This is a genomic window from Demequina muriae (genome assembly GCF_030418295.1).
Lineage (GTDB): Bacteria > Actinomycetota > Actinomycetes > Actinomycetales > Demequinaceae > Demequina > Demequina muriae.
Genome location: NZ_JAUHQA010000001.1, coordinates 1,857,836 through 1,883,785 on the forward strand (window position 1 = coordinate 1,857,836; position 25,950 = coordinate 1,883,785).

At 71.3% G+C, this 25,950-nt stretch carries 22 protein-coding genes; 13 read left to right on the forward strand and 9 right to left on the reverse strand.

Annotated features, from left to right (window positions below):
- Positions 1–18: 18 nt before the first annotated feature.
- A complete protein-coding gene (locus QQX02_RS08740; protein WP_301142496.1) occupies positions 19–1,272 on the reverse strand; it encodes an LCP family protein in 1,254 nt (417 codons plus the stop codon).
- Positions 1,273–1,381: 109 nt separating this feature from the next.
- Entirely contained in the window at positions 1,382–2,581 is a 1,200-nt protein-coding gene (locus QQX02_RS08745) for an LCP family protein (protein WP_301142497.1), read from the reverse strand.
- 141 nt (positions 2,582–2,722) lie between these two features.
- On the opposite strand from QQX02_RS08745, the gene QQX02_RS08750 reads away from it, so the two are divergent.
- From QQX02_RS08750 to QQX02_RS08765, 4 genes are all read left to right on the forward strand, one after another.
- On the forward strand, positions 2,723–3,736 hold the full coding sequence (locus QQX02_RS08750) for a glycosyltransferase family 2 protein (RefSeq protein ID WP_301142498.1): 1,014 nt from the start codon (positions 2,723–2,725) through the stop codon (positions 3,734–3,736).
- 63 nt (positions 3,737–3,799) lie between these two features.
- A complete protein-coding gene (locus QQX02_RS08755; RefSeq protein ID WP_301142499.1) occupies positions 3,800–4,120 on the forward strand; it encodes a WhiB family transcriptional regulator in 321 nt (106 codons plus the stop codon).
- Between the two features lie 24 nt (positions 4,121–4,144).
- A complete protein-coding gene (locus QQX02_RS08760; RefSeq protein WP_301142501.1) occupies positions 4,145–7,258 on the forward strand; it encodes a glycosyltransferase in 3,114 nt (1,037 codons plus the stop codon).
- Positions 7,255–8,541, forward strand: coding sequence for a DUF5719 family protein (locus tag QQX02_RS08765; protein WP_301142503.1), 1,287 nt, complete (start codon positions 7,255–7,257; stop codon positions 8,539–8,541). Before QQX02_RS08760 ends, QQX02_RS08765 begins: the two co-directional genes overlap by 4 nt.
- A 106-nt stretch (positions 8,542–8,647) precedes the next feature.
- Here the strand turns inward: QQX02_RS08765 and QQX02_RS08770 are convergent, their stop codons facing one another.
- Positions 8,648–9,049 (reverse strand): metallopeptidase family protein, encoded by a 402-nt coding sequence (locus QQX02_RS08770; protein WP_301142504.1) that lies wholly within the window; start codon positions 9,047–9,049, stop codon positions 8,648–8,650.
- 70 nt (positions 9,050–9,119) lie between these two features.
- Here QQX02_RS08770 and QQX02_RS08775 point away from each other — a divergent pair, with 70 nt between their 5' ends.
- Genes QQX02_RS08775 through ahcY form a run of 4 tightly spaced genes read left to right on the forward strand, consistent with a single transcriptional unit; the run spans position 9,120 to position 13,350 of the window.
- Positions 9,120–9,473 carry a DUF3499 domain-containing protein gene (locus tag QQX02_RS08775; protein ID WP_301142505.1) on the forward strand — a complete coding sequence of 118 codons (354 nt, stop codon included), beginning with the start codon at positions 9,120–9,122 and terminating at the stop codon, positions 9,471–9,473.
- A gap of 16 nt (positions 9,474–9,489) precedes the next feature.
- Complete coding sequence (locus tag QQX02_RS08780) at positions 9,490–10,908, forward strand: phosphomannomutase/phosphoglucomutase (RefSeq protein WP_301142506.1); 1,419 nt, start codon at positions 9,490–9,492, stop codon at positions 10,906–10,908.
- Position 10,909: 1 nt separating this feature from the next.
- Positions 10,910–11,908 (forward strand): cation diffusion facilitator family transporter, encoded by a 999-nt coding sequence (locus QQX02_RS08785; RefSeq protein ID WP_301142507.1) that lies wholly within the window; start codon positions 10,910–10,912, stop codon positions 11,906–11,908.
- Positions 11,905–13,350, forward strand: a complete 1,446-nt coding sequence (ahcY, locus tag QQX02_RS08790; RefSeq protein WP_301142508.1) for an adenosylhomocysteinase — start codon at positions 11,905–11,907, stop codon at positions 13,348–13,350. Before QQX02_RS08785 ends, ahcY begins: the two co-directional genes overlap by 4 nt.
- Before the next feature lie 81 nt (positions 13,351–13,431).
- Here the strand turns inward: ahcY and QQX02_RS08795 are convergent, their stop codons facing one another.
- The gene (locus tag QQX02_RS08795) at positions 13,432–14,259 is read right to left on the reverse strand and encodes an RDD family protein (protein ID WP_301142509.1); all 828 of its coding nucleotides are present in this window, start codon (positions 14,257–14,259) and stop codon (positions 13,432–13,434) included.
- A gap of 41 nt (positions 14,260–14,300) precedes the next feature.
- Between QQX02_RS08795 and QQX02_RS08800 the strand changes: the two genes are divergently transcribed.
- Positions 14,301–15,296, forward strand: a complete 996-nt coding sequence (locus tag QQX02_RS08800; RefSeq protein ID WP_301142511.1) for a stage II sporulation protein M — start codon at positions 14,301–14,303, stop codon at positions 15,294–15,296.
- A 14-nt stretch (positions 15,297–15,310) separates the two neighbouring features.
- On the opposite strand, the gene QQX02_RS08805 is transcribed toward QQX02_RS08800, so the two are convergent.
- Genes QQX02_RS08805 through QQX02_RS08825 form a run of 5 tightly spaced genes read right to left on the reverse strand, consistent with a single transcriptional unit; the run spans position 15,311 to position 20,782 of the window.
- Entirely contained in the window at positions 15,311–16,603 is a 1,293-nt protein-coding gene (locus tag QQX02_RS08805) for a DUF58 domain-containing protein (RefSeq protein ID WP_301142513.1), read from the reverse strand.
- A gap of 2 nt (positions 16,604–16,605) precedes the next feature.
- A complete protein-coding gene (locus tag QQX02_RS08810) occupies positions 16,606–17,616 on the reverse strand; it encodes an AAA family ATPase (protein ID WP_301142514.1) in 1,011 nt (336 codons plus the stop codon).
- Positions 17,613–18,917 carry a DUF4350 domain-containing protein gene (locus tag QQX02_RS08815; protein ID WP_301142515.1) on the reverse strand — a complete coding sequence of 435 codons (1,305 nt, stop codon included), beginning with the start codon at positions 18,915–18,917 and terminating at the stop codon, positions 17,613–17,615. Before QQX02_RS08815 ends, QQX02_RS08810 begins: the two co-directional genes overlap by 4 nt.
- Positions 18,914–19,549 carry a DUF4129 domain-containing protein gene (locus QQX02_RS08820; protein WP_301142516.1) on the reverse strand — a complete coding sequence of 212 codons (636 nt, stop codon included), beginning with the start codon at positions 19,547–19,549 and terminating at the stop codon, positions 18,914–18,916. The genes QQX02_RS08815 and QQX02_RS08820 overlap by 4 nt, the downstream gene beginning before the upstream one ends.
- Before the next feature lie 3 nt (positions 19,550–19,552).
- Positions 19,553–20,782 (reverse strand): hypothetical protein, encoded by a 1,230-nt coding sequence (locus QQX02_RS08825; RefSeq protein ID WP_301142517.1) that lies wholly within the window; start codon positions 20,780–20,782, stop codon positions 19,553–19,555.
- A gap of 97 nt (positions 20,783–20,879) precedes the next feature.
- Between QQX02_RS08825 and mtrA the strand changes: the two genes are divergently transcribed.
- The 4 genes from mtrA to QQX02_RS08845 all read left to right on the forward strand — a co-directional run bounded on the left by mtrA (position 20,880) and on the right by QQX02_RS08845 (position 25,914).
- Complete coding sequence (gene mtrA / locus QQX02_RS08830) at positions 20,880–21,563, forward strand: MtrAB system response regulator MtrA (protein WP_301142518.1); 684 nt, start codon at positions 20,880–20,882, stop codon at positions 21,561–21,563.
- Positions 21,564–21,588: 25 nt separating this feature from the next.
- A complete protein-coding gene (gene mtrB, locus QQX02_RS08835; protein WP_301142519.1) occupies positions 21,589–23,241 on the forward strand; it encodes an MtrAB system histidine kinase MtrB in 1,653 nt (550 codons plus the stop codon).
- Positions 23,238–24,965, forward strand: a complete 1,728-nt coding sequence (locus QQX02_RS08840; RefSeq protein ID WP_301142521.1) for an LpqB family beta-propeller domain-containing protein — start codon at positions 23,238–23,240, stop codon at positions 24,963–24,965. Before mtrB ends, QQX02_RS08840 begins: the two co-directional genes overlap by 4 nt.
- 109 nt (positions 24,966–25,074) lie before the next feature.
- On the forward strand, positions 25,075–25,914 hold the full coding sequence (locus QQX02_RS08845; protein ID WP_301142523.1) for a ComF family protein: 840 nt from the start codon (positions 25,075–25,077) through the stop codon (positions 25,912–25,914).
- Positions 25,915–25,950: the final 36 nt, after the last annotated feature.

Consider the following 25,950-nt stretch of genomic DNA (forward strand, 5'->3'; position numbering starts at 1 on the left):
CTGTGCGTGAGGCGCTGCTCAGCTCTCGGGAATCGCGCAGCTGTCGAGGATGTCCTCCTGCGTCTCGCGCACGGGCGAGGCAGTCGGCGCTGGTGTCGCCTCCGGAGTCGGGGACGTCGTCGGGCCGCTCGACGCGGTCGGTGAGGGCTCGGTGCTGGACTCGATCTCATCGTCGGGAAGCACGATCGGCTCGTCGTCCACGAGTGACTGCCACATGGCGGCGGCCTCCGCCTCGCGCCACAGCACGTCACCCGAGCCGTCTCCTGCGTACTGCCACGGCACGGTGGCGAACACGAGGTTGTCGGTGTCGAAGTTCCTCAGCGAGTAGGCCAGGCCGACGATGTTGTTGAGGCTGCCGAGCTCGTTGTCGACCGTGAGGGACTCGGCCGCGGACCTCACGAACTGGGTGAGCTCGGGCACGTCGGTCAGGAGGTTCGAGCCGAACACCTGGCGGGCTGTGTTGGTGAGCAGCTCCTGCTGACGGTCGATGCGCATCAGGTCCGTGCCGTCTCCCAGCCCGGTGCCGGTGCGAGCACGAGCGTAGGCGAGCGCGGTCTCACCATCGAGCACCTGCGGCCCCGCCTCGAGGTCCAGCTTGGCCTTCGTGGAGTACATGTCCTGCGGGATGCACATCGGGATGCCGCCCAGCGAGTCGACCATGTTCTGGAAGCCGGAGAAGTCGACCATCATGAAGTGACCGTTGAAGTCCACCCCGGTCAGGTCGTTGATGGTGCGCATCACGCACGCGGCGGCCTCGCCGCGGTTGCCGTTCTGACCGCCGTTGGCAAGCGCGATGTTGAACTTTCCCGTCCAGCCGGTCACCGTGCTGCCGTCGAACATCTGGCAGTCGGAGACCCTCACGCGGGAGTCGCGCGGGATCGAGACGACCTCGATGCGGGAGCGGTCAGCCGAGATGTGCATGACCATCGTGGTGTCGCCGCGCATGCCGCCCAGTCCCTCGAGACCGCCGATGTCCCCGTTCTCGCCGTTGCGCTCGTCGGTGCCGATCAACGCGATGTTGATGGGCTCTCCCGGTGCGAAGTTCGTGGGGCCCTCCTCGACGGGCTCTGCGGTCGAGTCCGCGCCTGGACCGAGCAGCCCGGAGACGTCGTGCGTCTCCAGCGCGCCGACCGTCAGCTGGAGGTAGGTCGCGCCGCCGACTGCGGCGAAGCCGAGAATTGCCGCCGATGCCGCCGCGAGCGTGCCGAGAACGCGCCGGTGAACGGCGCGAGACGCGTGGCGCGGTCGGACGGGCCGGGTCGCTGCCGGCATGGGTTCCTCCAGGACGGGATGTGACGAACGTGACGTGTGGGCGCTGGGCAGGTAACGCGCCAGTGGAGGCGTCGGTTCCCGCTGCCGGTGGCAACAGGAACGCCCGCGCTCACGAGCCGCACGTATCCAGGATCTCGTCGATGTTATCGGGTGCGGCGCTGTTCGGGGAGTCTGGCTCGACCAATGGTGCGTCTGCGTCGGGCGATGTCGTCGGCTCCGGATCCCACTCGCTGGTTGAATCGCCCTCCGACATCACTGACAGCGGACGGTCGTGACGCATGTCGTCGAACATGAGTGGCGCGTCATCGGTCATCAGCACATTGAGGCGATCGTCGGTGTACTCCCAGGGCACGGTCGTGACCGTGAGCGCGTCGGCCGAGACGCCTCGGAGGCCGTAGGCGAGGCGGATCATGAAGCCCAGATCGCCGAGCTGCTCATCGGTGGTGAGCGACTCCGCCCCCGCCCGGATGAAACTGGTCAGCGCTCCCACGTCGGTGAAGAGGTTCTTCGCCAGAGCCGTCTCGAGGGTGCGCTCGAGCAGCTGCTGCTGGCGGGTGATCCGCTGTAGGTCGGAACCCGAGACGTCGCCGACCTCGGCCGTGCGCAGCCGCGCATACCCGAGCGCCTCCGCACCGTCGAGCAGCTGGCGCCCGGCGTCGAGCTCGAGGTCGGCATCCTGGGAGACGATGCGCTCGGGGATGCACATCGGGATGCCGCCGAGGGCGTTGACCATGCGGGTGAATCCGGCGAAGTCGATGACGGCCCAGTGGTCGATCGGGATGTCCGTGAGGTCGTGTACCGCGTTGATGGTGCACGCGGCGGCCTCCGCAGGGTCGCCGTGGCGCCCGCCATTGGAGAACGCGACGTTGAAGTCGCCGTATCCGCCAGGCACCGTCGTGCCGTCGAACAGCGTGCAGTCGGGAATCTCGACCTGCAGGTCGCGGGGGATGGACATGAGCTCCACGCGGGAGCGGTCCCCTGAGAGGTGCGCGACGACAGTCGCGTCGCTGCGCATGCCCTCGACGCCGTCCTTGACGATCTCCCCGTTCTCGTCGGAGCGAGCGTCAGAGCCGATGAGCAGGATCGTGAGCGGGTCGCCGGGGAGGTCCTCGACCGGTGACTCCGGCGTCTTCGTCACGAGGGGGTTGGCGTCCCGCGTGTCGATCCCGCCGCCGAACTGCATGGCGAGGGTCTGCACCCAGACGATCGCGAACCCGGCCGATGCGGCGAGAGCGATCGCGATCGTGCGGCCGAGAGCGTGCGAGCGGGTGCGGCGCGCGTGCCGGACGGTGCCGATCCGTCTCGTCACGCGCTGCTCCTCGTGGTCGTCATCCGTCTGCGTACGGTGGCGACAGCGGACGGCAGTGGCCGAAGGCGTGCAGGACCAGTGTTCCCCCTGGTGCCGCGGGCCGTCCGTGGCCCCGTGTACTTCTCGGATAGCCTACGTGTCGTGCCTGAACTGCCCGCTCTTGACGAACGCCCCGGCGTGTCGGTCGTGATGCCGGTGCGCAACGAATCGTCGGCGCTCGCCAGCTCTGTCGCCGCAGTCCTGGAGTCGGGGTACGGAGGCCAGCTCGAGGTGGTCGTCGCGGTCGGCCCCTCCGATGACGGCACCGAGGAGATCGCCCGCGGCCTCGCTCACACCGGCCAGGTGGTGGTCGTCGACAACCCCAGCGGGCGCACTCCCGACGGCCTCAACGCGGCGATTGCCGCCGCGAAGCATGACGTCATCGTGCGCATGGACGGTCACGCTCATATGCCTGTCGGCTACATCGACCTCGCGGTGGACGCGCTGCGTCGTACCGGCGCGGCCAACGTGGGCGGCCGGATGGTTCCCGATTCGCCAGGCCCATTCGGCCGGGCGGTGGCGGTGGCGATGGCCTCGCGTTGGGGACTCGGGGGCGCCAGTCATCGCCAGGGTGGCCGCGAGGAGGCCAGCGCCTCCGTCTATCTCGGGTCCTTCCGGCGGGAGGCGCTCGTCGAGGTCGGCGGGTATGACCCCCACTTCGTCCGCGCTCAGGACTGGGAGCTCAACCACCGGCTGCGTCGTGCCGGCTACGTGGTGTGGTTCGTGCCGGAGATGGCGGTGCCGTACACGCCTCGCGATGGCTGGGGACCGTTGCGCCAGCAGTTCTTCGCGTCCGGGCGGTGGCGCCGAGAGGTCGCCCGCAAGCACCCTGAGACGCGCACGCTTCGGTATGTCGCGGCGCCAGCGATGGTGGTGGTCAACGCATCCGCGATCGTGGCCGCCGGGCTCGGCGCGGCACTGGGTGCGCCGGCGCTCGGCTGGCTGCTCGTCGCCCCGGCTGCCTACCTCCTCGGGGTGCTCGGCGCGACCGCATCCCTCGCGAGCCGCACGGGTGCGCGGGCGGCGTTGGCGATGCCGGTGGTGCTCATTACCATGCATGTTGCCTGGGGCGTCGGATATCTGTGTGGTGTGCGCTACTCTCGACTTGACGCATAGGGATGACAACGGTGTAATTCCTACATGCAGGAACTCCTGCAGCGGCGAATCGGAGGACGGCCTATGTGGAATATCTACGAAGGCGCAGTGCCCTCGGACGCAGGAAAGCCCTCACCGACCCTCGCGTCGGTCGTGGACATCTTCGATGGGGCCGATGACGACGGTCCCCTGGGCTGGCAAGAACGCGCACTGTGCGCTCAGACCGATCCCGAGGCATTCTTCCCTGAGAAGGGCGGATCCACCCGCGAGGCCAAGAAGGTCTGCGCCTCGTGCGACGTCCGGTCCGAGTGCCTCGACTACGCGCTCGAGAACGACGAGCGCTTCGGCATCTGGGGCGGACTGTCGGAGCGCGAGCGGCGCAAACTCAAGCGCCGCGCTGTCTAGCCGGTCGGCCTGCGTGGGCATCTCATGAGCCCCGCGCGCCTCACGGTGCGCGCCGTCGTGGTCTCTGACGCGCGCGCGCCCCAACTCTTCGCGGCCCTTGACGCGATCCTCGCTCAGGACCCCGCTCCCGACGCGATCCATCTGCTGCTGACGGCTGACGTCGAGGCACCCGATCGGGGCTGGGATCCGCGCATCGACGTGCGGCGCGTCGACGCCGACACATGGGGAGAAGCCGTCGCCGGTCTCGTCGCGGATGTCCCAGCTGCCCCGCACGAGCTGCTGTGGCTGCTCCACGACGACATGGCGCCGCTCCCGGGCGCCCTCGCGGCGCTCACCGCCACCGCACGCAAGCGCCTGCGCGCGGGAGTGATCGGTGCCGCCCAGGTGCGGTGGGACGACGCGTCCAGGCTCGTCAATCTGGGCACCACCACCTCCCGCATCGGCGCGCGCCGGCTCGCGCTCGTCGAGGAGGAGGACGTCAACCAGGGGCAGTACGACGACCGCGACGACGTGCTCGCGGTCTCGTTGGGCGGCGCGCTGGTGCGGCGCGACGTGTGGGAGCGGCTGGGCGGCATCGACCCCGGATGCGACGGCTGGTCCGAGAGCCTCGACTTCTGCCGCCGCGCGTGGCGGTCCGGTCACGACGTCGTGGCGGTGCCCGCGGCCAAGGTGCGGCACAGCCAGGAACGGCTCTACGGCCGGCGCGGCGGTTCGGGCGGCGGACGTCGCTCGACGTATGCCCTGCGGCGCGCGTCGGAGTGGTACCACGCACTCAGTTACGCGCCGCTGTGGGCGGTTCCGCTGCTGCTCGTCTGGACCATGCTGTCCGCGGTGGCCCGCGCGGTGCTGCGGATCGCCCAGAACGAGCCTCGACTCCTCGTCGCGGATCTCGTCGTGCCGTGGCGAGTGCTGTCGCTCGTGCCTCAGCTCCCCGGGTCCCGTCGCCGCGTCCGCCACGCAGGGCGGGAGGGCCGCGCGGCGGAGAAGAGACTGCTGGCTGGCACGCGCCAGATCGCCCACCACGTCCGCGCCCTGGAATTCGGCGTGCGCGACCGCCGCAAGGCCGCAGCTGCGCCCACCGATGTCGTCAAGGCCGAGCTCCTGGCAGCGCGGCGGCGGCGCCGCATCGTCCTGGCGGCGGTGGCCGTGCTTCTCGCGGGGCTGTCGGTCGCCCTCCGACCGCAATGGCTCGCGGAGATCGTCAGCGGGGAGATGCTCTCCGGCACCGTGCTCGGCGTCACTGACCCAGGCATCGGCGCCCTCTGGGACCGCGCCCTCACCGGATGGTCGGCGCAGTCGCTCGGCGGGCCGGCGATCGATGCGGGACTGAGCGCGCTCCTGGTGCCGCTCGCGGCCGTGCCTGGTGGGCTTGCCGTGGGACTCGGTCTGCTCCTGGTCTTCACGCCGCTGGCCGCCGGACTCGCCATGTGGGCGGCGTCGGGCGCCTTCACCCGCTCCCTCGCGACGCGCGGGCTCGTGGCCGTCGTCTACGCACTGTGGCCCGCCGCACTGGTCGCAGTCGAGCAGGGCCGCGTCGGGGCCGTCATCGTCCACATCGTGCTGCCGTGGGTCGTCCTGGGCCTCGCGCGGGCGGGCGGATGGCAGCGCGGCGAGCGCATCGGCGACGGAGACGAGCACCCGGCCCGGCCGCCCTCCTCGAGCGCCGCGATGGGGGCCGCCGCGATGCTGGGCGTGGTGGTCATCGCCGCACCGGTGCTCCTCGCCCCTGCACTCGCGGTGGTGGCCGCGCTCGGCGTGTTCGCCGGCCGCCTGCGGTGGCGACTCTGGGGAGTCGCCATCCCCGCGCTCGTGCTGTCCGCGCCGGGCCTCATCGCTGCGTGGAATGCCGGGCCGTTCTCCCGCGACGCGCTGGCGATCCTGGTCCGTGAGCCCGGACCCAGCGGAACGGCCGCCGTCCAGTCATCGCTGGACCTCCTCACCGGTCTCGACCTCGACATCGTCGGCGTGCCGCAGATCGTGACGCTTGCGGCGAGGGGGCTCGCCGGCCTCGTCGTCGTCGCGGCGGTGGTCGCGGCGCTGATCGGCAGGCGCCGCGCGCTGTCGGCGCTCGCTGCCCTCACCGCGACCCTCGGACTGATGGTCGCGAACCTGGTCCAGGGGGTGACGCTGTCTCCCGATGCGGGTGCGGGCGGTGCCGCGCCTGCCGGCTTCTACGGACCCGGGATGTCCGTGGTGGCCGTCGCATTCCTGATCCTCGTGACCGCAGCCACCGCCGATGTGTGGTTCGCGGGCGCTGGCGCCGCGAGAGCGTGGCGGCGCGTGGGCGCGATCGCCGTCGGCGCGGTGCTGGTGGTGGCCACCGCCGGCGCCGCCACCGCCCAGGCGTGGCCCGCGCGCGAGTCCCACGGCGATGTCGACCCGGTCCCGCGTGACGTCCTCCCCTTGGTGGCTGCGATCGAGCAGGGCACGGGGGAGCGCCAGCGTGTGCTCACGCTCGCGGAGGCCGACGGCGCGGTCGAGTACGCGCTGCTGTTCACTGACGGACATGAGGTGCTCTCCTCCGCAGCGACCCTCACGTCGACGGGTGCTCCGGCGGCTCGCCGGGATGCTGCGCCCGTCGCGGGCGCGGCCGACTTGGGGGCGGCGGTCGCCGGTCTCGTGACCTCGAGTGACGACGCCGCCAGTGCGTTGGCGCAGTGGGGCGTCGGCGTCGTGGTGGCCGCGCCGGGATCAGAGGGAATCGCCGATGCGCTTGCGCAGACCCCCGGCCTCGCGCTCATGGGAGCGTCCGATCGCGGCACGTCCTGGCGCATCGGCACTCCGGAGGGAGAGGGCCGCGTGGCCCTCGGCTGGATGGAGACCAGCGACGGGGTGGCGGTCGCGCGCATGGGATATGCCTCAGGAACGGTCGACGCGGAGGGGCCCGGCACGCTGGTCGTGGGCGCCGCCGCCGACTCCGCATGGAGAGCGACGCTCGACGGTGCACCGGTGGTGGCGATCGACGACCCGCTCGGCCGGCAGGCCTTCGCGGTGTCAGGCCCGGGGGAGGTCGTTTTCTCGTATGACGACCGCGGGTACCGTGCGTGGTTCTGGGCGGCTGCGGCGACACTCGGCTGGGCCGTGATCGGGTCGATCCCCGCCCGTTCCCGCCGCGCGACCGAGGAGGACGAGAGATGATTCGCATCCTGGCCATCGTCGCCGCCCTGGCGGGGCTCGCCGCGGCGATCGCGCTCGACGCCCCGACCCCGGGAGGGTCCCCGGCCGCGTCCGCGACCTTCGCCTCCGACCCGCGCACGCTCCCCGCCGTGTGCCCTGGCGCGCAGACCATTCCCGTCGGCGACATCCAGTCCGGCGATGCGGAGCTCGACTCCGGTTCGGACGAGGTCGACTTCACGGTGCTGCCCGAGGGCGGTGAGGTCATCGACGGCGGCGCCTCGTTCGAGGGCGTCGGGATGTCGCTCGAGCGCATCGGCACGGGAGATATCGCGGGCCTCGCCGGCATGGCCTGCGCTCCCACGTCACGTGATCAGTGGCTCGTGGGCGGCTCGACGGAGCTCGGCGCGAGCGCCCGGCTGGTGCTCTCGAACCCGGCGGACACGTCGGTGCGCGCGGAGGTCGCCCTGCACACCCCGGTGGGCGCGGTGGAGGGCGTCACCTCGGTCGTGATCGGACCGGGATCCCAGCGCGTCGTGCTGCTCGAGGCGATCGAGCCCGAGATGCCGGCGGTCGCAGCCCACATCACCGCGGGGGGCCTGGGGGTGAGCGCGGCCATCCAGGACTCGCGGCTCGAGGGCTTCACCCCTGCGGGGTCCGACTGGGTGACCGCATCGGCGCTCGGTGAGGCCTTGGCGGTTCCGGTGCCTGCCGAGTCCGATGGTGACGGCGGTGCCACTCTGACGCTGATCGCGCCGGACGGCGCTCAGGTGGACCTCGCGATGGCGACGGACCAAGGCGAACTGACCTGGATCGGCGAATCGGCGCTCACGCTCGAACCAGGAGTCCTGACGGAGATCCCCGTCCCGCAGGCAGGCCCCGGCACCGTGCTCATCGATTCCAGCGCTCCGGTCGCCGCAGCCTCCCGCGTCCGCGTCGGGCGCGACGCGGCCGCCGCAGGAGAGGGCGTGCAGGCGTTCGACTTCGCGTGGAGCGGGTCCCAGGCGCGGGCCGATGCGCGCGAGCGGGCAGTGATCGTCCCGCCGGGCGAGGTCTCCCTTCAGGTTCACGCCGACGCCGCCGGCACCGTCGACTTCGACGCCGACGGCGAGGCCGTGACGGTGACCGTCGAGGAGGGCGGCAGCGCCATCGCGCCCCTCGACCTCGAGGCCGGCGTGCGCTTGTCGAGCACCGCGGAGGCGACGTGGTCGCTGGTCGTCACCGACGATCCCGGCTTCCTGACCAGCATCGAGCCCGTCTCGGTCGAGCTGTCGTCGGTGGACACCACCGTGACCGTCGGAGGCTAGCGCCCGACCGTCGCACCCAGACCCGGGAGTGGACGCGTACCGCCATCCGGTGCCGCTGCTCTTCAGTGCCACTGCTACTCGGTGCCGCTGCTAATCAGTGCCGCTGCTATTCGATGCCATAGTGCGGGTCGATCTCCTCCGGCGCGCGGCCCAGCACTGCGCCCACCTGCTCGGCGAGGACGTCACGGACGAGCGACGCCACGTCGTCTGAGTCCGCACGCAGCTCCATCGGCCGCCGGTACAGCACCACGCGCGTGGGCTGACCGAGGTCCGCCGGGAACACGCGACCCAAGGGCACGCCGTGCTCCCACGGCGTCGGGTCCGATGGCGGCACGTCCTCGGCGGCGAAGTCGATCCGCCCCCACCGCGATCCCCACCGGCTCTCGAGTCGCTCCGCGCCGTCTCTCACGCAGTCGTCGAACACGTCCGCGCGAGTGCGGTAGCCGGGCGCGTCGTAGGGCAGCAGGGGTGCGCGGAGACCGCGGTCGTGGCGATCCCGTCGTCCCATGGCGTCCACGCTACCCGCGCATCGGCGTGGCAGCCGGAAGCGGCGGGGCCGCGCGGGTAGCGTCCCAGGCGTGAAGTCCACTCGTCAGTGCTCCCGTACCTCCTGCTCCCGCCCCGCGGCGGCGACGCTGACGTACGTGTACGCCGATTCGACCGTGGTGGTGGGGCAGCTTGCTGCCGACGCCGAGCCTCACAGCTACGACCTGTGCTCTCACCACGCGGATCGGTTCTCGGCGCCGCGCGGCTGGGACGTGGTGCACATCCACCAGGACTTCGTGGACGCGGGGCCCACGCCGGACGATCTCGACGCCCTGGCGCGAGCCGTGCGGGAGGCAGGCCGGCCCCGTGCCCCGCAGCAGCCGCCGGCACCGCTGGCCTCTGAGCCGCGTCGCGGGCACCTTCGCGTGGTCTCCGGGGACGCCTGACCGCTAGCCTGGGCGCGTGACCTCGCGCCCTGACCTCAGCTCCCTCATCAAGTCCTACGACGTCCGCGGCATCGTGGGCGACACCCTCACGGTGGACGTCGCCCGTGCCATCGGCGCGGCCTTCGCCGATGCAGTGGTGCTGCCCGACGGTGAGAGCGAGGTGGTCATCGGCCGCGACATGCGCGACTCGGGACCCGGCCTCGTCGCGGCGGTGGGTGACGGTCTGCGTGACCGCGGCGTGGACGTGATCGACATCGGGCTGTGCTCCACGGACGGCCTCTACCACGCCTCCGGCGTCCTCGAGCGGCCGGGCGTGATGGTGACGGCCTCGCACAATCCCGCGGCCTACAACGGGATGAAGCTGTGCCGGAGCCTTGCGCGTGCGGTCGGGGAGAACACCGGGCTGGGCGACGTGCGATCGGTCGCCGCCGACTATCTCGCCGACGGCATTCCCCTCGCGCCGGTGAGAGGGCGCGCGGTCGAGCGTGACATGCTCGCCGACTACGCGGCGTTCCTGCGCTCGCTCGTCGACCTGAGCGCGAACCGCCCCCTGCGCGTGGTGGTCGACGCGGCCAATGCGATGGGGGGCTACACGGTGCCCGCGGTGCTCGGCACCGGTGCCGGGCTGCCCGAGCTGCCGCTCGAGATCATCCCGCTGTACTTCGAGCTCGATGGCACGTTCCCGAACCACGAGGCGAACCCCCTCGACCCGGCGAACCTCGTCGATCTCCAGGCGGCGGTGCGGGAGCACGGCGCCGACATCGGTCTCGCGTTCGATGGGGATGCGGACCGCTGCTTCGCGGTGGACGAGCGCGGTGAGGTGGTGCCCGCATCGGCCATCACCGCTCTTGTCGGGCTGCGAGAGAGCGCGCGCGAGTTGGACGCCGGCCGCACTCCCACGGTGATCCACAACCTGATCTCCTCCCGCGCCGTGCCCGAGCAGCTCTCCGCAGCCGGCGCGACGGCGGTCCGCTCGCGGGTGGGGCACAGCTACATCAAGGCCGAGATGGCGCGACTGAACGCCGTCTTCGGCGGCGAGCACTCCGCCCACTTCTACTTCCGCGACTTCTTCTTCGCCGACTCGGGCATGCTGGCCGCGATGCACGTGCTGGCGGCGCTTGGTTCGCAGGATCGCCCGCTCTCGGCGCTGCTCGAGTCCCACAGCCCGTACGCGGCGTCCGGCGAGATCAACTCGACGGTCGAGGACGTCGCGGCGGCCATCGCACGCGTGCGCACGGAGTTCGACCACGAGTCGATCGAGGTCGACGAGATGGACGGCGTCACGCTGTCGCACTGGCACGCGGAGCCGCGGTGGTGGATCAACATCCGCGCCTCGAACACCGAGCCCCTGCTGCGCCTCAACTGCGAAGCCGCCGAGCCTCACGAGATGGAGCGGGTGCGCGACGCGGCGCTCGCCGCGATCCGCAACGACTGACGTGTCGACCGACGGCGGGACCAAGGCGATCGTCGCGGCGCTGAGTGCGAACCTCGGCATCGGCGTCACGAAGTTCGCGGCGTGGGCGCTCACCGGCGCCTCGTCGATGCTCGCCGAGGCCATCCACTCGATGGCGGACTCCGGCAACCAGGTGCTGCTGCTCGTCGGCGGACGTCAGGCGCGCAAGGAGGCGACTCCCGAGCACCCGTTCGGCTACGGCCGCAGCAGGTACTACTACGCATTCCTCGTGGCAGTGGTGCTGTTCACGCTCGGCGGCCTGTTCGCGCTGTACGAGGCATGGCACAAGTTCCAGCACCCGGAGCCCATCGTGTCCTGGCACTGGGTGCCCGTGGTGGTCCTCGTGACCGCGATCGGGCTCGAGATCCTGAGCTTTCGCACCGCGATCCGCGAGTCGAACAAGGTGCGGGGGAATGCCGGCTGGCTGGCGTTCATCCGCAAGTCGCGCTCTCCCGAGCTGCCGGTGATCCTGCTCGAGGACTTCGGCGCGCTGGTCGGTCTGGTCTTCGCCCTGTTCGGAGTGTCGATGACGCTCGCCACCGGCAGCGGACTGTGGGACGCGGCTGGGACGGCGATGATCGGCGTGCTGCTGGTGGTCATCGCGTTCGTGCTCGCGCGAGAGACCAAGTCGATGCTGCTCGGCGAGTCCGCGACTCCGGAGCATGTCGCTGCGATCCGATCCGCGTTCCTCGACGCCGGCCTCGGCGACGTCATCCACCTGCGTACCATGCACCTGGGCCCGGACGACGTGCTCGTCGCGGCCAAGGTCGGGGTGGACTCCGGTGCGACCATGGAGGACATCGCGGCTCAGGTCGACGATGCCGAACGCCGGATCCGCACGGCAGTGCCGGCGGCGAGCATCATCTTCATCGAGCCAGACCTGCGTCGAGCCGCCCGCGTCCGTGCGGGCGAGATCGACCCGCAGCATCCAGCCGCCGAACCCATCGGCACCGCACCCACGAACGAGGAGCCCCACCCGTGACCCTGACCGACTACGTCATCGCCGATCTGTCCCTTGCGGAATCGGGCCGCCACCAGCTCCGTCTCGCGGAGCAGGAGATGCCGGGGCTGATGCAGCTCCGCGAGGAGTTCGGCGCCTCTCAGCCTCTTGCGGGCGCCCGCATCGCCGGGTCGCTCCACATGACCACGCAGACCGCGGTGCTGATCGAGACGCTGACCGCGCTCGGCGCTGACGTCCGCTGGGCGTCGTGCAACGTGTTCTCGACGCAGGACGACGCCGCCGCGGCCGTGGTGGTGGGCGCGGGAACGTACTCGGCGCCCGACGGCGTGCCGGTGTTCGCGGTCAAAGGCGAGTCGCTGCGCGAGTACTGGGAGTACACGGATCGGATCCTCACGTGGGAGGGCCACGACGGTCCCACGCTCATCCTGGACGACGGCGGCGACGCGACTCTGCTGGTGCACGAGGGCGTCAAGGCCGAGCGCTCCGGCTCGGTGCCGCCGCCGCTCGAGGAGGAGGACCCCGCCTACAACGCCGAGGTCGAGTCGATGCGCCACGTGCTGCGCCGCTCCCTCGAGGCCGACCCGCAGCGCTTCACGCGCATGGCCGCAGGCATCGTCGGCGTGTCGGAGGAGACCACCACCGGAGTGCACCGTCTTGACCAGATGCACGCCCGCGGCGAGCTGGCGTTCCCGGCGATCAACGTCAACGACTCGGTGACCAAGTCCAAGTTCGACAACCGCTACGGCATCCGCCACTCGCTGCCCGACGGCATCAACCGCGCCACCGACGTGCTGATGGGCGGCAAGGTGGCCTTCGTGGCCGGCTATGGCGACGTCGGCAAGGGCGCGGCAGAGGCGCTGCGCGGCCAGGGCGCGCGCGTCGTGGTGAGCGAGGTCGACCCCATCTGCGCGCTGCAGGCGGTCATGGACGGCTACGAGGTGGTCCGCATCGAGGACGTCGTGGGCCGCGCCGACTTCTTCATCACCACCACCGGCAACAAGGACATCATCCGCGTCGAGCACATGGCCGCGATGAAGGACAAGGCCATCGTCGGCAACGTGGGTCACTTCGACAATGAGATCGACATCGCGGGCCTCGCGCGCTCTGGCGCCAAGCACCAACCGATCAAGCCGCAGGTGGACGAGTGGACCTTCGCCGACGGCCACAGCGTCATCGTGCTGTCCGAGGGCCGTCTGCTCAACCTCGGGAACGCGACCGGTCACCCCAGCTTCGTGATGAGCACGTCGTTCGCCAACCAGGTGCTCGCCCAGATCGAGCTGTGGGTCAACCTCGAGGCCTACCCGCTCGGCGTGCACCGACTGCCGAAGGTGCTCGACGAGAAGGTCGCGCGTCTACACCTCGACGCCCTCGGCGTGCGGCTCACGGAGCTCACCGAGGATCAGGCCGACTACCTGGGTCTGCCGCAGCACGGCCCGTTCAAGTCGGAGCACTACAGGTATTGAGCACCGGGCGCTCCTCACTGGGGGCGGTGCCGACTGCAGGCGGCCGATGCGTGCGCGGCTGCGCGCGCATCGGCCCGCGGGTCAGTTGACGGCGTCCGGAACGTCGTAGGGGAGCGTGCTCACCCGGACGGATTCGCCGGCCGCGCGGGCGGCGCGCCGCGACTCGATGACGGTCTCACGTGAGCGACGCTCGGCGAGCACCGCCGCGATCATGTACTCCTGGTGCGTGCCCACCGGCGGCGCGGGAGCGACGTACTCTGCGAGGCGCGCGGACAGCGCGGTGGCGAGCCGGGCGCGCGAGCCCACGTGCAGGTCGTTCGCGCGTGCCAGGAACATCCGGCACGTGAGCGCCAGCCCGTCGGGGAGCCGGCGGATGTCCGCCGTCGACGCCCATGCCGCGAGGTGCGGCGGCATCTCGACAGGAGGGAGCGCGCGCTTGGCGCCGCGGACGCGCATCGCGTAGGTGCCCGCGAGCATGTCGCCCAGCCGCTTCGCGCGGGCGGACAGCACCGACACGGTCATCGCCAGCATCCCCAGCGTGCCGAACAGCTCGACGAGCCCCACCAGCGACCGCGTGAAGGCGTGACGGAACGAGACGGGCCCGCCGTCGTCCCGCACGACGCGGAGTCCGACGGCATAGCGGCCCGGTGAGCGACCACGCGTGAGCGTCTCGACCAGGGCGGGCACGATCACGAGCATCACGACCGCAGCGATGATCAGCAGCGCCCGGACGAGGGCCTCGTTGAGCGGGAGCACGGCACGCTCGACGGCCGAGATCGCGAGCAGGGCGGGGATTCCGTAGGCGGTGAGGTCGATGATTCCGGACAGCATGCGCATCGTCACGGAGGCCGCACCGGTGCTGAGCACCACGCCTTCGCCCGTGAGGATCTCGTCGTCGATCTCGTCCACTGCGTCCTCCCTCTCCGCCGCTCCTATGGCATCGTAGCGGCGTGGACATCGACGCTTTCTCCCAGGCTCGCGAGGCTCGCTGGGCTCGCCTGAAGAACCTCTCTGGCCGGCGCCGGCTCACCGGGGAGGAGGCCGATGAACTCACCCGCCTCTACCAGTCCACGTCAGGCGATCTGTCGGCGATCCGCTCCGCCGCGCCCGAACCGGGCCTGGTCACGCGCCTGTCGATCCTGCTCGCCGGAGCCCGCGTGTGGCTCACGGGTGCGCACGAGGTGTCGACCCACGGGGTCCGCCACTACCTGACGCTCGGTCTGGCCGCCGCCTTCTACCGGGTGCGGTGGTGGGGAGTCATCGTCTTCGCGGCCGTGGTGGCCATGGCCGCGTTGTCGGCGTGGTGGACCGTGACCCACCCCGAGGCGCTCGCGCTCATCGGGACGCCAGAGGAGCGGGCGGCCGTCGCCGAGCTCGAGTTCGCGAACTACTACTACGAGTACGACTCCTCGTCGTTCGCCGCGACGGTGTGGACCAACAACGGGCTCATCGCACTGCAGTGCATCGCGTTGGGCATCACGGGCTTCTTCCCGCTCATCCTGATGTACAACACGGTGATTCAGCTCGGGGTCGCCGCCGCCGTCATGGCCGAGGCCGGACTGCTCGACATCTTCTTCCAGCTGATCATCCCGCATGGTCTGCTCGAGCTGAGCGCGGTGTTCGTCGCGGCTGGCGCGGGCCTTCGGCTGTTCTGGACGATGCTCGTGCCCGGCGATCGCACCCGCGGCGAGGCGCTCGCGCAGGAGGGCCGCATCGCCGTGAGCGTCGGCATCGGACTCGTGGGCGTGCTGTTCCTGTCGGGACTCATCGAGGGCTTCGTGACCGGGTCGTACATGCCGTGGTCCGTGAAGATCGCGATCGGCTCGCTGGCGTTCGGGGCGTTCTGGCTCTACGTCTTCGTGATCGGTCGCCACGCGGTCGCCTCGCAGGTCACGGGGGACTCCGAGGGCGACTTCGCGACGGACACCGCCGCGGTCGTCGGCTAGGGCCGCCCGACGCGCTACAGCTTTCCCGAGGCCTTGAGGTCGAGGTAGCGGTCGGCCACGGCCGGCGCGAGATCGTCCGGCAGCGCCGTGAGCACGTCCGCGCCCAGTTCGCGCACCCGCGCCGCGACCGCGTCCTGCTCGAGTGCTCCCCGAGCGGCGGCACCCGCGGCGTACAGCTCGTGCATGTCGTCGCGACCGCGTTCCAGCGCGCGCACCTCTGGATCGTCGACGGAGGCGATCACGACGGCATGCGTGTGGGCGATCGCCGCGACGGCGTCGAGCATGCCGCCGTCGACCGCGGAGGCATCGAGGGTCGTCATGAGCACGACGAGCGCACGCTGGGACAGGCGGGACTGGACGAGCCGTGCCACGGCGGGCCAGTCAGGTTCCACGAGCGCGGGCTCGACGGTCGACAGCGCGTCTGCGAGGACAGGCATCATCGCGGGCCCTGAGACGCCCATCGCGCGCGCTCGCTCGACGCGGTCGAACGCGCTCACCTGGACGCGGTCGCCCGCCTTGGACGCGAGCGCGGACAGCAGCAGTGCTGCCTCGATGGAGGCGTCGAGGCGCGGAGCGTCCGCCACGCGGGCGGCGGAGAGCCGCGCGGTGTCGAGCACGATCATGACGCGCCGGTCGCGCTCGGGGCGGTAGGTCTTCACCAGCACCTCGGCACGCCGCGCGCTCGCGCGCCAGTCGATGGCGCGGACGTCATCGCCGATCACGTACTCGCGCAGGGAGTCGAATTCGGACCCCGCCCCCTTGAGCTGCACCGCCGTCTGACCGTCGATCTCGCGCAGGCGGGCGAGCCGGGAGGGCAGGTGCTTGCGCGAGGCGAACTCGGGGAGCACCCGCAGCGTGGCCGGTGCGTCGATCGAGCGCTGCCTGCCCGCGAGCCGCAGCGGTCCCGCCAGACGCACCGTGACGACGTCAGCCTTGCGGTCTCCGCGCCGTGTGGGACGCATCGGGGTGACGCACACCGTCGCCTCGCCGGGAGCCAGCCGGATGCGATGGCGATTGCCCGTGGCGCCGGCGGACGGCTGCCACGCGTCGCGTACGGCGCCCGACACGCGCCGGGCCCCCAGGTTCACCACCTCGAGCTCCACGGCCGTGGACTCGGTCAGACGGACGGCGCGGGGTGCGCTGCGCCTGAGGCCGAGGCTCCCGGGCTTGGGCGCGAGCGCCGCATCCAGGCACGCCAGCGCGATGACGCCGAGCACCCACACCCAGGCGAAGGTGCGCTCCTGCACCCACATCGCGGGCACGGCACCCAGCGCGCTGAGCGCCACTGTCCAACCGGTGATGTACATCGTCAGCGCGGCACCGGGACGCTCGCGAGCACGGAGGCCAGGACTGCGGCCGTCGTGACGCCTTCGAGTTCTGCTTCCGCGCGCATCTGGATCCGGTGGCTGAGCGCCCATTCGGCGAGCGCCTTGACGTCGTCGGGCGTGACGAAGGTGCCGCCGCGCATCCAGGCCCACGCCCGCGCGGTGCTCAGCAGGGCGGTCGCTCCACGGGGGGAGACGCCGAGCGCCACCGACGGCGCCTCTCGCGTCGCACGGCAGATGTCCACCACGTAGCCGGCGACCTCATCGGACACCGCGACCTGGGACACGGCCGCGCGGCCGGCCTCGAGATCCGCGATCGTGGCGACGGTGGTGACGCCGGCGGCCTCGAGGTTGCGGGGGTCGAAGCCGGCGGCGTGGCGGCGCAGCACATCGATCTCGTCGTGTCGCGCGGGCATGCGCACGGGCAGCTTGAGGAGGAACCGGTCCAGCTGGGCCTCGGGGAGCGGATACGTGCCCTCGTACTCGACGGGGTTCTGGGTCGCGATCACGAGGAACGGGTCCGGCAGCGGTCGCGCGGAGCCGTCGACGGTGACCTGACGCTCCTCCATGGACTCGAGCAGTGACGACTGGGTCTTGGGAGGGGTGCGATTGATCTCGTCCGCGAGCAGCAGGTTGGTGAACACCGGGCCCTCACGGAACGAGAACGCCGCCGTGCGCGCGTCGTAGACGAGAGACCCGGTGACGTCGCCCGGCATGAGGTCGGGCGTGAACTGGACCCGCTTGGAGTCCAGGCCGATCGTGCGCGCAAGGGTCCGCACCATCAGCGTCTTGGCCACGCCTGGCACGCCCTCGAGGAGCACATGTCCGCGGCACAGCAACGCGATGACCAGCCCGGTGACCACCTGGTCCTGGCCCACCACGGCCCGTCCCACCTCGGTGCGGATGCGGGACAGCGCCTCGCGTGCGCTGTCGGCTTCGGCGCTGGAGGGCGGCGTCTCTGAGGTCGGCTGCGGGGAGTCAGGGGTTTCGGTCACGGTCGGTGAACCTCACTTTCCAGGGTGTCGAGCTCGTGGATGATGCTCATCATGGTCAAGTCGTCGGTGGGCGGAGCGCCGTAGAGGATGCGTTCGACGTCGGTCGCGTCGCGGCCAGCGGCGCGGGCCACGGCGGGGACGAGGCCGGTCCGTCCCGCCGCGCGGGGCACTCCCAGCCGACGCGCCATGCGTGCGGCGGCGGTGGCGCGAAGAGCGGCGGTGGCCCGACCACTCGCTCGCGAGCGGCGGTACAGCCGTGCGCGTCCCCGTGTCGCCTCGGACGCGCGTACGACGACAGGCAGCGGCTCGCGCACCAGCGGGCCGAACCTGCGTGCGCGCCACCATGCGGCGACGAGCGCAGTGAGCGCGAGCAGGTAGATGGCGCTGCCGGTGCCGGGGGGAAGGAAGTCCGGGTTGGCCTCGATCTCGCTGGGCGGGACGGCGCCGTCAGCGCCAGCGCCCCCGTCCCCATCCCCGTCGCCGTCGCCGTCGTCGCCTGCGCTCCACGTCAGCGTCGACGGATCGAACAGGTCGCCGACGTACCAGGCCACCGACTCGTGCCGTCCGAGCGCGCGCAGCGCGAGCGCGGCGTTGCCGTCCTCCGCGAGGTGCTCGTTCGTGACCAGCGGCCACGACGCGATCAGCGTGACCCGGCGGTCGCCGTCGTCGACCACTGCGTACGCGTGGCTGCCGTAGTCGTTGGGGAAGCACAGCACTCCGTCCTCGCCGGCATCGCCGGCGAGGCCCTCGTCCGCGACCCGCACTCGCTCGGCGGCCACCGCATCCGGGTCCTCACAGTCGGCAGCCGTGGGCGCGGCGTCGAGGGAAGGCTCGACCGACAGGGCAGGGGCGATGCGGTCGACGACGCTCTGTGACGGGTCGATGACGACGATGTCTCCCGGATACTCGAAGAGCGCGTCGATCTGGTACTCGGCCAGGGGCTCGGTGCCTGCGATCGCGAGCGTGGTCGTCCCCGGGGATTCGATGCGGGCATCGGCCATGGTCGCGATCTGTCGCACGTCCACGCCTTGCGCACGCAGCACCTGGGCGAGCGCTCGGGTGCCGCTGGGAGTCGCGTTGTCGGTCGACAGGGGCGTGTAGTCCTCGGGCCGCGACGTCCAGATCAGCGTCACGATGAGCGCGACGAACAGGGCGGCCGCGATCAGCACCACTGGGCGCTTGCGAGCGCGGGTCACCAGCCCGGCGCTGTCGTCGGCTCGGCTGTAGCCAGCCGAGGCGGGCGTGGGGCGCGTGCGCGCGCTGTCCAGGTGCGTCGTGCTGTCGACGTGTGAGGCGCTCACGCGGGCGCCTCCGCCCGTGCACCGGGACGCGCGTGGACGAGCGAGTCGTACGTCGCGCGCGCATGATCCGCATCGGTCTTGGTGAGCCCGCCCGAGCCGTACCGTGCGACGTCGAAGCTCTCGGCATCGACCGCGACGTCACCCGCGAGGTCCGGCACCGCAGTCTCGATCCGCACGGCGGCCTCGCGGGCGGTGGCGCCGGGGGAGTCGACGATCAGGCGCCGTTCCTCCATCAGGCGCACGGCGGCGCGGAACCACTCCATGGCCGCGAGGTCCCACTGGGCCTCGTCCCCGGCCGTCGCGGCCGCGTCATGGATCTGCTGGGACGAGCGCCCGTCGTCGTCGAAGACTGCGCCCGCGGCGGCGGCACGACGGGAGCGCCTGAGCGGCCCGAGCACGAGCCACACGATGATGCCCACGGCCGCGACGGCGAGCACCACGAGGAGGATCGTGCCGAGTGGCCCGATCGCGCCACCGAGAGAGCCGACGCCGTCGAACAGCTCCTGCAACCACTGGAGGAAGCTCTCGAACCAGGTGGTGCCCTGGTCGATGTACTCGGCCTTCGCCAGCTCCTCGCGCGCCCATTCGCGCGCAGTGTCGGCGTCAGGTGTGACGGGAATGTCGACGCGCATGTGTCAGCGCCGTGCCCGTTCCTCGGCGGCGCGGGCCAGGTCGAGGTCGAAGCCCTCGTGACGCATGCGCAGGTCGATGTAGAGGAGCGCGAACATCGAGCCGAGGTAGGAGTACACCAGCACCAGCGAGATCACATAGGACAGCCCGTAGACAACGAAGAAGGCGACCATCAGGACGACCATGTTCTCGGGTGCCACGAGAGAGACGAGGATCGCGCCGAACTGCCCCGCGTATTGCAGCACGCTCGACACGATGTTGATCAGGATCGCGGTGACGAAGAGGATGAGGATGCTCCACCAGAAGCGACCTCGGATGAGGCGCGTCAGGCGCTTGAGCGCCGCCACCATCGAGATGCCCTCGAGGACGATCATGGAGCGCGCGATGCCCTGGCCGAGCGTCAGGACGAAGCCCGCAGGAATCATCACCAGGAGGAACAGCACCACGGTGAGGGCGATCGCGACACCGCTGGGGTCTCCCGCGGCGAGCGACACCAGCAGCGGCGAGAACGCCACGAGCAGCAGCACGGTGTACGCCGCAGAGCTGGCGACGTAGAGCAGCAGCAGGGAGCCCAGGCGGCGCCGCACCTGGCGCCACGCGAGAGGGATGCCGATGCGCTCCCCGAGCACGGCGCGCGCGACCCCGGGGGCGATGATTGAGCTGGAGAACACGTCGGCCAGCAGCATCATCAGCACCGACACCACGATCATCGCGATGGTGCGCGACGAGATGCCCGAGAAGGTCGGCGTGGTGTTCAGCAGGCCGAGCTGGGGGTCGGTGAACACCATCCACAGTGCGACGAGCATGAGAATCGTGGAAACGAGCGTGAACAGCAGCGGTGCGCCCAGGATGACCGTCCGGTTGAACCGCATCGCCTTGAACGGCACGGTGAGGAAGTCGCCGAAGCTGAGTGGGCGAAGCGGGATGATTCCTGGCTGCCACGACCGGAACGACGGCGCCGCGCCCATCGGATGGGGGGCGGGTCCCCTGCCTGTGCCCGGGGCGCCGTAGGCCGCTGTGCCGGGACTGGTGGAGCCGGGACTGGTGGAGCCCGGAGCTGCACCTGCGACCGGGGCGGGGGGCGACGCCGGGTGCACCGGCGGAGCTGGCGGCGCGCCGCCGGGCGCGCTCCACTCCTGGGCCGCTTCCGCATCGGCCGGTGTGCCGGGCGACGGCCAGTGCAGCGCCGCCGCGTCGGCGGATGCCTCCGTGTCGCGGCGATCGTCGTTGGTCATCGAGCCCCCTTCGTTGACTCGGACTATCCTGCCATGCGGCGCACGCGGGAAGCGGACCCTTCCCCGCCTGCCGCGGCCAGCGTGGCAAGATGGCGTCATGACGGCACGCATCCTGGTGGTCGACGACGACCCCGCTGTAGCGGAGATGATCGGAATCGTCCTGCGCGGGGACGGTTTCGACCCTGTCTTCTGCGACCATGGCGACCGCGCGGTCCAGGCATTCCGTGACGAGAATCCCGACGTGATCCTGCTCGACCTGATGCTGCCGGGCAAGAGCGGCATCGACATCTGCCGGGAGATCCGCGCGGAGTCGGGCGTTCCGGTGATCATGCTCACTGCGAAGTCCGACACCGTCGACGTGGTGCTCGGCCTCGAGTCAGGCGCGGACGACTACATTCCCAAGCCGTTCAAGCCCCGCGAGCTCATCGCCCGCGTGCGGGCGCGGCTGCGCCGCAACGACAATGCGGTCCCGGCCGTGGTGCGCATCGGCGACCTCGAGATCGATGTCACGGGCCACCGCGTGACGCGGGCAGGCGACGTCATTCCGCTCACGCCGCTCGAGTTCGACGTGCTCGTCACGCTGGCGCGAGCGCCGGGTCAGGTCTTCACCCGCGAGATCCTGCTCGAAGACGTGTGGGGCTACCGGCACGCCGCCGACACCCGCCTGGTGAACGTCCACATCCAGCGTCTGCGCGCGAAGATCGAGCACGACCCGGAGAATCCCGAGATCATTCAGACGGTGCGCGGCGTCGGCTACAAGGCGGGCGCCCACCAGCCGTGACGGCGTGGGTCTGAGGTCCACCCCCATGACGAGCATCGCACGGTCCGTCGGCTCGGCTCTCGCCGCCCCGGTGCGCTACGCGACCCGGCGCTGGACCCGTTCGATGTCGCTGCGCGTCGTCGTATCGACCCTCGTGATGGGCATCGGCACCGTCGCCCTGCTCGGCGCCTACGTCACCACTCAGATTCGCGACGGCCTGGTCGACAACCGGGTGGACCGCGTGCTCGCGGAGAGCGCGCGCGACGCCGCCACCGCTCAGGAGCGGGCCGAGACGTCGACGGCCGCCAACCCCCAGGATCTTCAGCAGTTCGTCTACGAGCTGCAGACGGAGCTGCGGGCGCTGGGAGGCGAGAGCCGCGGGTTGGTCATGCTGCGCAGCCCCGACAACACGTCGTCGGTGCCGCTGACCATCGGTGAGTCGACCACAGGCCTGCGCCAGGCCGTCTCTCCCGACATGCGCGACGCCGTGGCCGACGGGGTCGCCCAGCCGTGGCAGTTCGTCACCCTGCCCGGAACCGAGGACCCGGGGGTCGTGGTGGGGTCGCAGTTCGACATTCCCGTCGCCGGCCCGTACGAGCTGTACTTCGTGTACTCGCTCGCCGACGAGCAGTCCACCCTCGCGCTCATCCAGCAGGTGCTCGCCCTCGGCGCGGGGGTGCTGGTGGCGCTCGTGGTCGCGATGACGTGGTTCGTGACGTCGCAGGCGGTGCGCCCGGTGCGGCAGGCCGCGCGCGTCGCGTCGCGCCTCGCCGAAGGGCGGCTCTCGGAGCGCATGACCGTGCGCGGCCACGACGAGATGGCGACGCTCGCGCAGACCTTCAACGAGATGGCCGAGTCGCTCCAGCGCCAGATCACGCGCATGGAGCACCTGTCGCGCCTGCAGCGTCGGTTCGTCTCGGACGTCTCGCATGAGCTGCGCACCCCGCTCACCACGGTGCGCATGGCCTCCGACGTGCTCCACGACGCCCGGGAGGGGTTCCCGCCGCACGTGTCGCGGTCGGCCGAGCTGCTGAGCGCCCAGCTGGACCGGTTCGAGGCGCTGCTGAGCGACCTGCTGGAGATCTCGCGCATCGACGCCGGCGCCGCGCCCCTGGAGTTCGAAGAGGTCGACCTCGCCGATGTGGTGCGGGATGAGGTCGAGGCCATGCTGCCCATCGCAGCCGACATGGGCGTCGAGATCAGGCTCCACGTGTCGGCGGGCGGCCACACGGCCTCGATCGACCGGCCGCGGGTGGGGCGCATCGTCCGCAATCTGCTCTCGAACGCCATCGAACACTGTCAGGAGGGCGCCGTCGACGTCGCGGTGGGCGCCGACAGGCGCGGCGTCGCCGTCGTGGTGCGCGACTACGGCCTCGGGCTCACCACGCACCAGGTCGAGCGGGTCTTCGACCGGTTCTGGCGCGCGGATGCCGCCCGGGCCCGCACGATGGGCGGCACCGGGCTGGGGCTGTCGATCGCGCGTGAGGACGCAGTGCTCCACGATGGCCGACTCGAGGCATGGGGACAGCCGGGCAAGGGCGCCAGCTTCCGGCTGCTGCTGCCGCGCACGTCTGAGGGCCTCGGATCGAACGCCCCGCTCCCGCTCGTCATGCGCGAGAAGGACTTCGAGGTCGCTGGGCCCCGCGTGGAGTTCAGTCCCACGCTCGTGAGCCCCAGCGCCGAGGGAGGCTACCTGTGAGGACCCGACACCTGGCCGCAACGGTCGCGCTCGCCGCGATGACGCTCGTGGGCTGCGCCGCGATCCCGCACAGCGGCGTGGTCGAAGAGGGCGACGCCGACGTGCTGCCCGTCGAGCCGTTGCAGCCCATCCAGGAGGGCCCCGGTCCCTCCGATGAGCCCGCGGCGATCATCGTGGGCTTCCTCAACGCCTCCGCCGCGGGCGTCGCCTCCGACTTCGCGGTGGCCAGAGAGTTCCTCACGGACGATGCGGCGGCGGGGTGGAATCCCGGAGCGCAGACGCTCGTCTACCGCTCGGGCGCCGTCACTCCCGCCTGGGATGAGGAATCTCGCACGGTCGCCTATGAGGTCCCGCTCTCGTCGACCGTCGACTCGTCGGGCCGGCGAGTCGACTCTCCCGACGGCACCGTCGCCGAGCTCGCGTTCACGCTCACGCAGGACGCCGAGGGGCGGTGGCGCATCTCCGAGCTTCCCGATGGGGTGCTGATGAACCAGGCGAACTTCACCCGGTTCTTCCGTCAGGTCGACCTGGTGTTCGCCACCCCCGATCTGACGACCGCCGTCCCCGAGGTGCGCTGGCTCCCGGACAACAATGTCGTGACCGCTGCCGCACGCGAACTGGTCGAGGGCCCCTCGACATGGTTGGCGGATGCAGTCGTCACGGGGTTCCCCGCGACGGCGGCCCTCGCCGTGGAGTCGGTCGTCGTCACCGGCGGCGTCGCGACCGTCGATCTCACGCCTCAGTCCGCCGGCACGCCAGAGCAGCGTGCGCTGGCAGCGGAGCAGATGCGCGCGACGCTGGGAGCGATGCCGAGCGTCACGGACGTCGCCGTGCGCATCGGCGGCCTGCCGATCGCCACCGATGAGCCCGTCGAACTCACGGCTCCGCCGGTGCCAGAACCCCAGGCGGCTGTGCTCGCGGCAGGCCGCCTCGGCACATGGGACGGCGAGACTCTGCTGATGACCGCCGATGACGCGGGTGGCGTGGGCGAGGACGTGGAGGGCCTGGCGCGGTCCTACGACGGCGAGCGCGTGGCGTACGTGGACGGCGACGCGATCATGACCAGCACCGTGCTCGCGGAGGACGGTGCGTCGTTCGCCGCCTTCGAGCCGGACATGCCGGCGCCGACGGGCGCTGTGGCAGCCTCCGAGGTGTATTCCGGCGGCGACTTGGTGGCGCCGAGCTTCGACCGGCATGGGTATCTGTGGACCGCCCGCGGCGTCGACGGCGAGGGACTCATCGCGATCAGCCCGAGCGGGGACAGCGTGGTCCTCGAGAGTGCCTGGCTGCAGACGCGATCGACGATCGCCCTGTCCGTGTCCCGCGACGGCAGTATGGTCGCCACGCTGTCGCGTTCCGGCGGGCAGCCGGTGGTCGAGGTCGCTGCCGTGGTGCGCGACGGCGCAGGCGTGCCGCTGGGGATCGGGGAGCCGGTCGCGATCGGGACTGGGGTCGGCGCCGGCGTCGACCTTGCGTGGCTCGACGACTCGACGGTCGCGGTGCTCGGAGAGGACGTCGAGGGTGCGTCGTCGCCGCTGTGGCTGGTGACGGTCGGTGGTGGCACTTCCGTGGTGACCACTCTGCAGGATGCGGTCGACCTGTCGGTCCGCGTCGGCGAGGCGTCGCTCGTGGTGGTGGGCGCGGACGGCCGTGTCGAGGAGCGCTCCGGCTCGGCGTGGGCGGCCGTGCTCGAAGGCGTGTCCGAGATCGCATACTCGGGCTAGATCGCACACTCCGGCCAGAGCCGTCCCCACCAGGGCGAGGCCCCTGCGCCCTGCACCGTGCGACGGTCCTGGCACGGCCTCTGAGCGTCCCTGCGGTCATCCTGGCCCGGTGGACTGGAAACGGACGGTGCGCACCGCAGCGACGGACCTGGCGCGTCTGGTGGTGCCTGTCGAGTGTGCGGGGTGTGGCGTCGTCGACGTGAGGCTGTGCGAGGACTGCGCCTCCCTCTGGTGGGAGTGGCCGGTGCGCGTGGACTCGGGCGCCCCGCGGCTCGATATCGAGGGACGCGCACCCTTGCCGGTATGGGCGGTCGCCAGCCTCGACGGATCGCCCGAGTCGGTGGTGCGCGCATGGAAGGACGGCGCGCGCCGGGATCTCGACCGGTGGATGGCGGGCGCCGTGCGCCTGGCCGCGCGGCGCATCGGCCCTGAGTTCGCACCGGCGCCGGTCCTCGACGCCAGGGCCGCGCCGACCTCCGTGACGTCCCTCACGGTGGTCCCCGCGCCGGCACGCTCCACCAGCACGCGGCGGCGCGGGGTCGACCTGCCGGTGGTGCTCGCGCAGGGCGTCGCAGCCGGCCTGCTCGAGGCCGGCATCGAGGCGTCGGTCGCCAGGGCGCTGTGGATCGGACGAGGGGAGTCACGAGGTCGATCGGCACGCGCCCGCTGGCGAGGCGCGCGCGGGTCCGTCACGGTGCGACGTGCGGTCGTCGGGCCGGTGGTGATGGTCGACGACGTGCTCACCACAGGAGCGACCCTGGCGGCCTGCGCCGATGCGCTCGAGGCGGCCGGCGCGATCGTGATCGGCGCGTTCGTCGCCGCGTCCGCCGGTGATGCTCGCTCGCGCACCCGGGTGGGGCTAGGGTGGGATTCAGACAGAGATTCGTCGACACCTTCAAGGTTCGAGGAGGTGATGCCGCAGGCGCAGAAGGCGCCGCCGTCACCATGACTCGGCCACGTGGCCGCTAACGCTGACCCGGAGGAG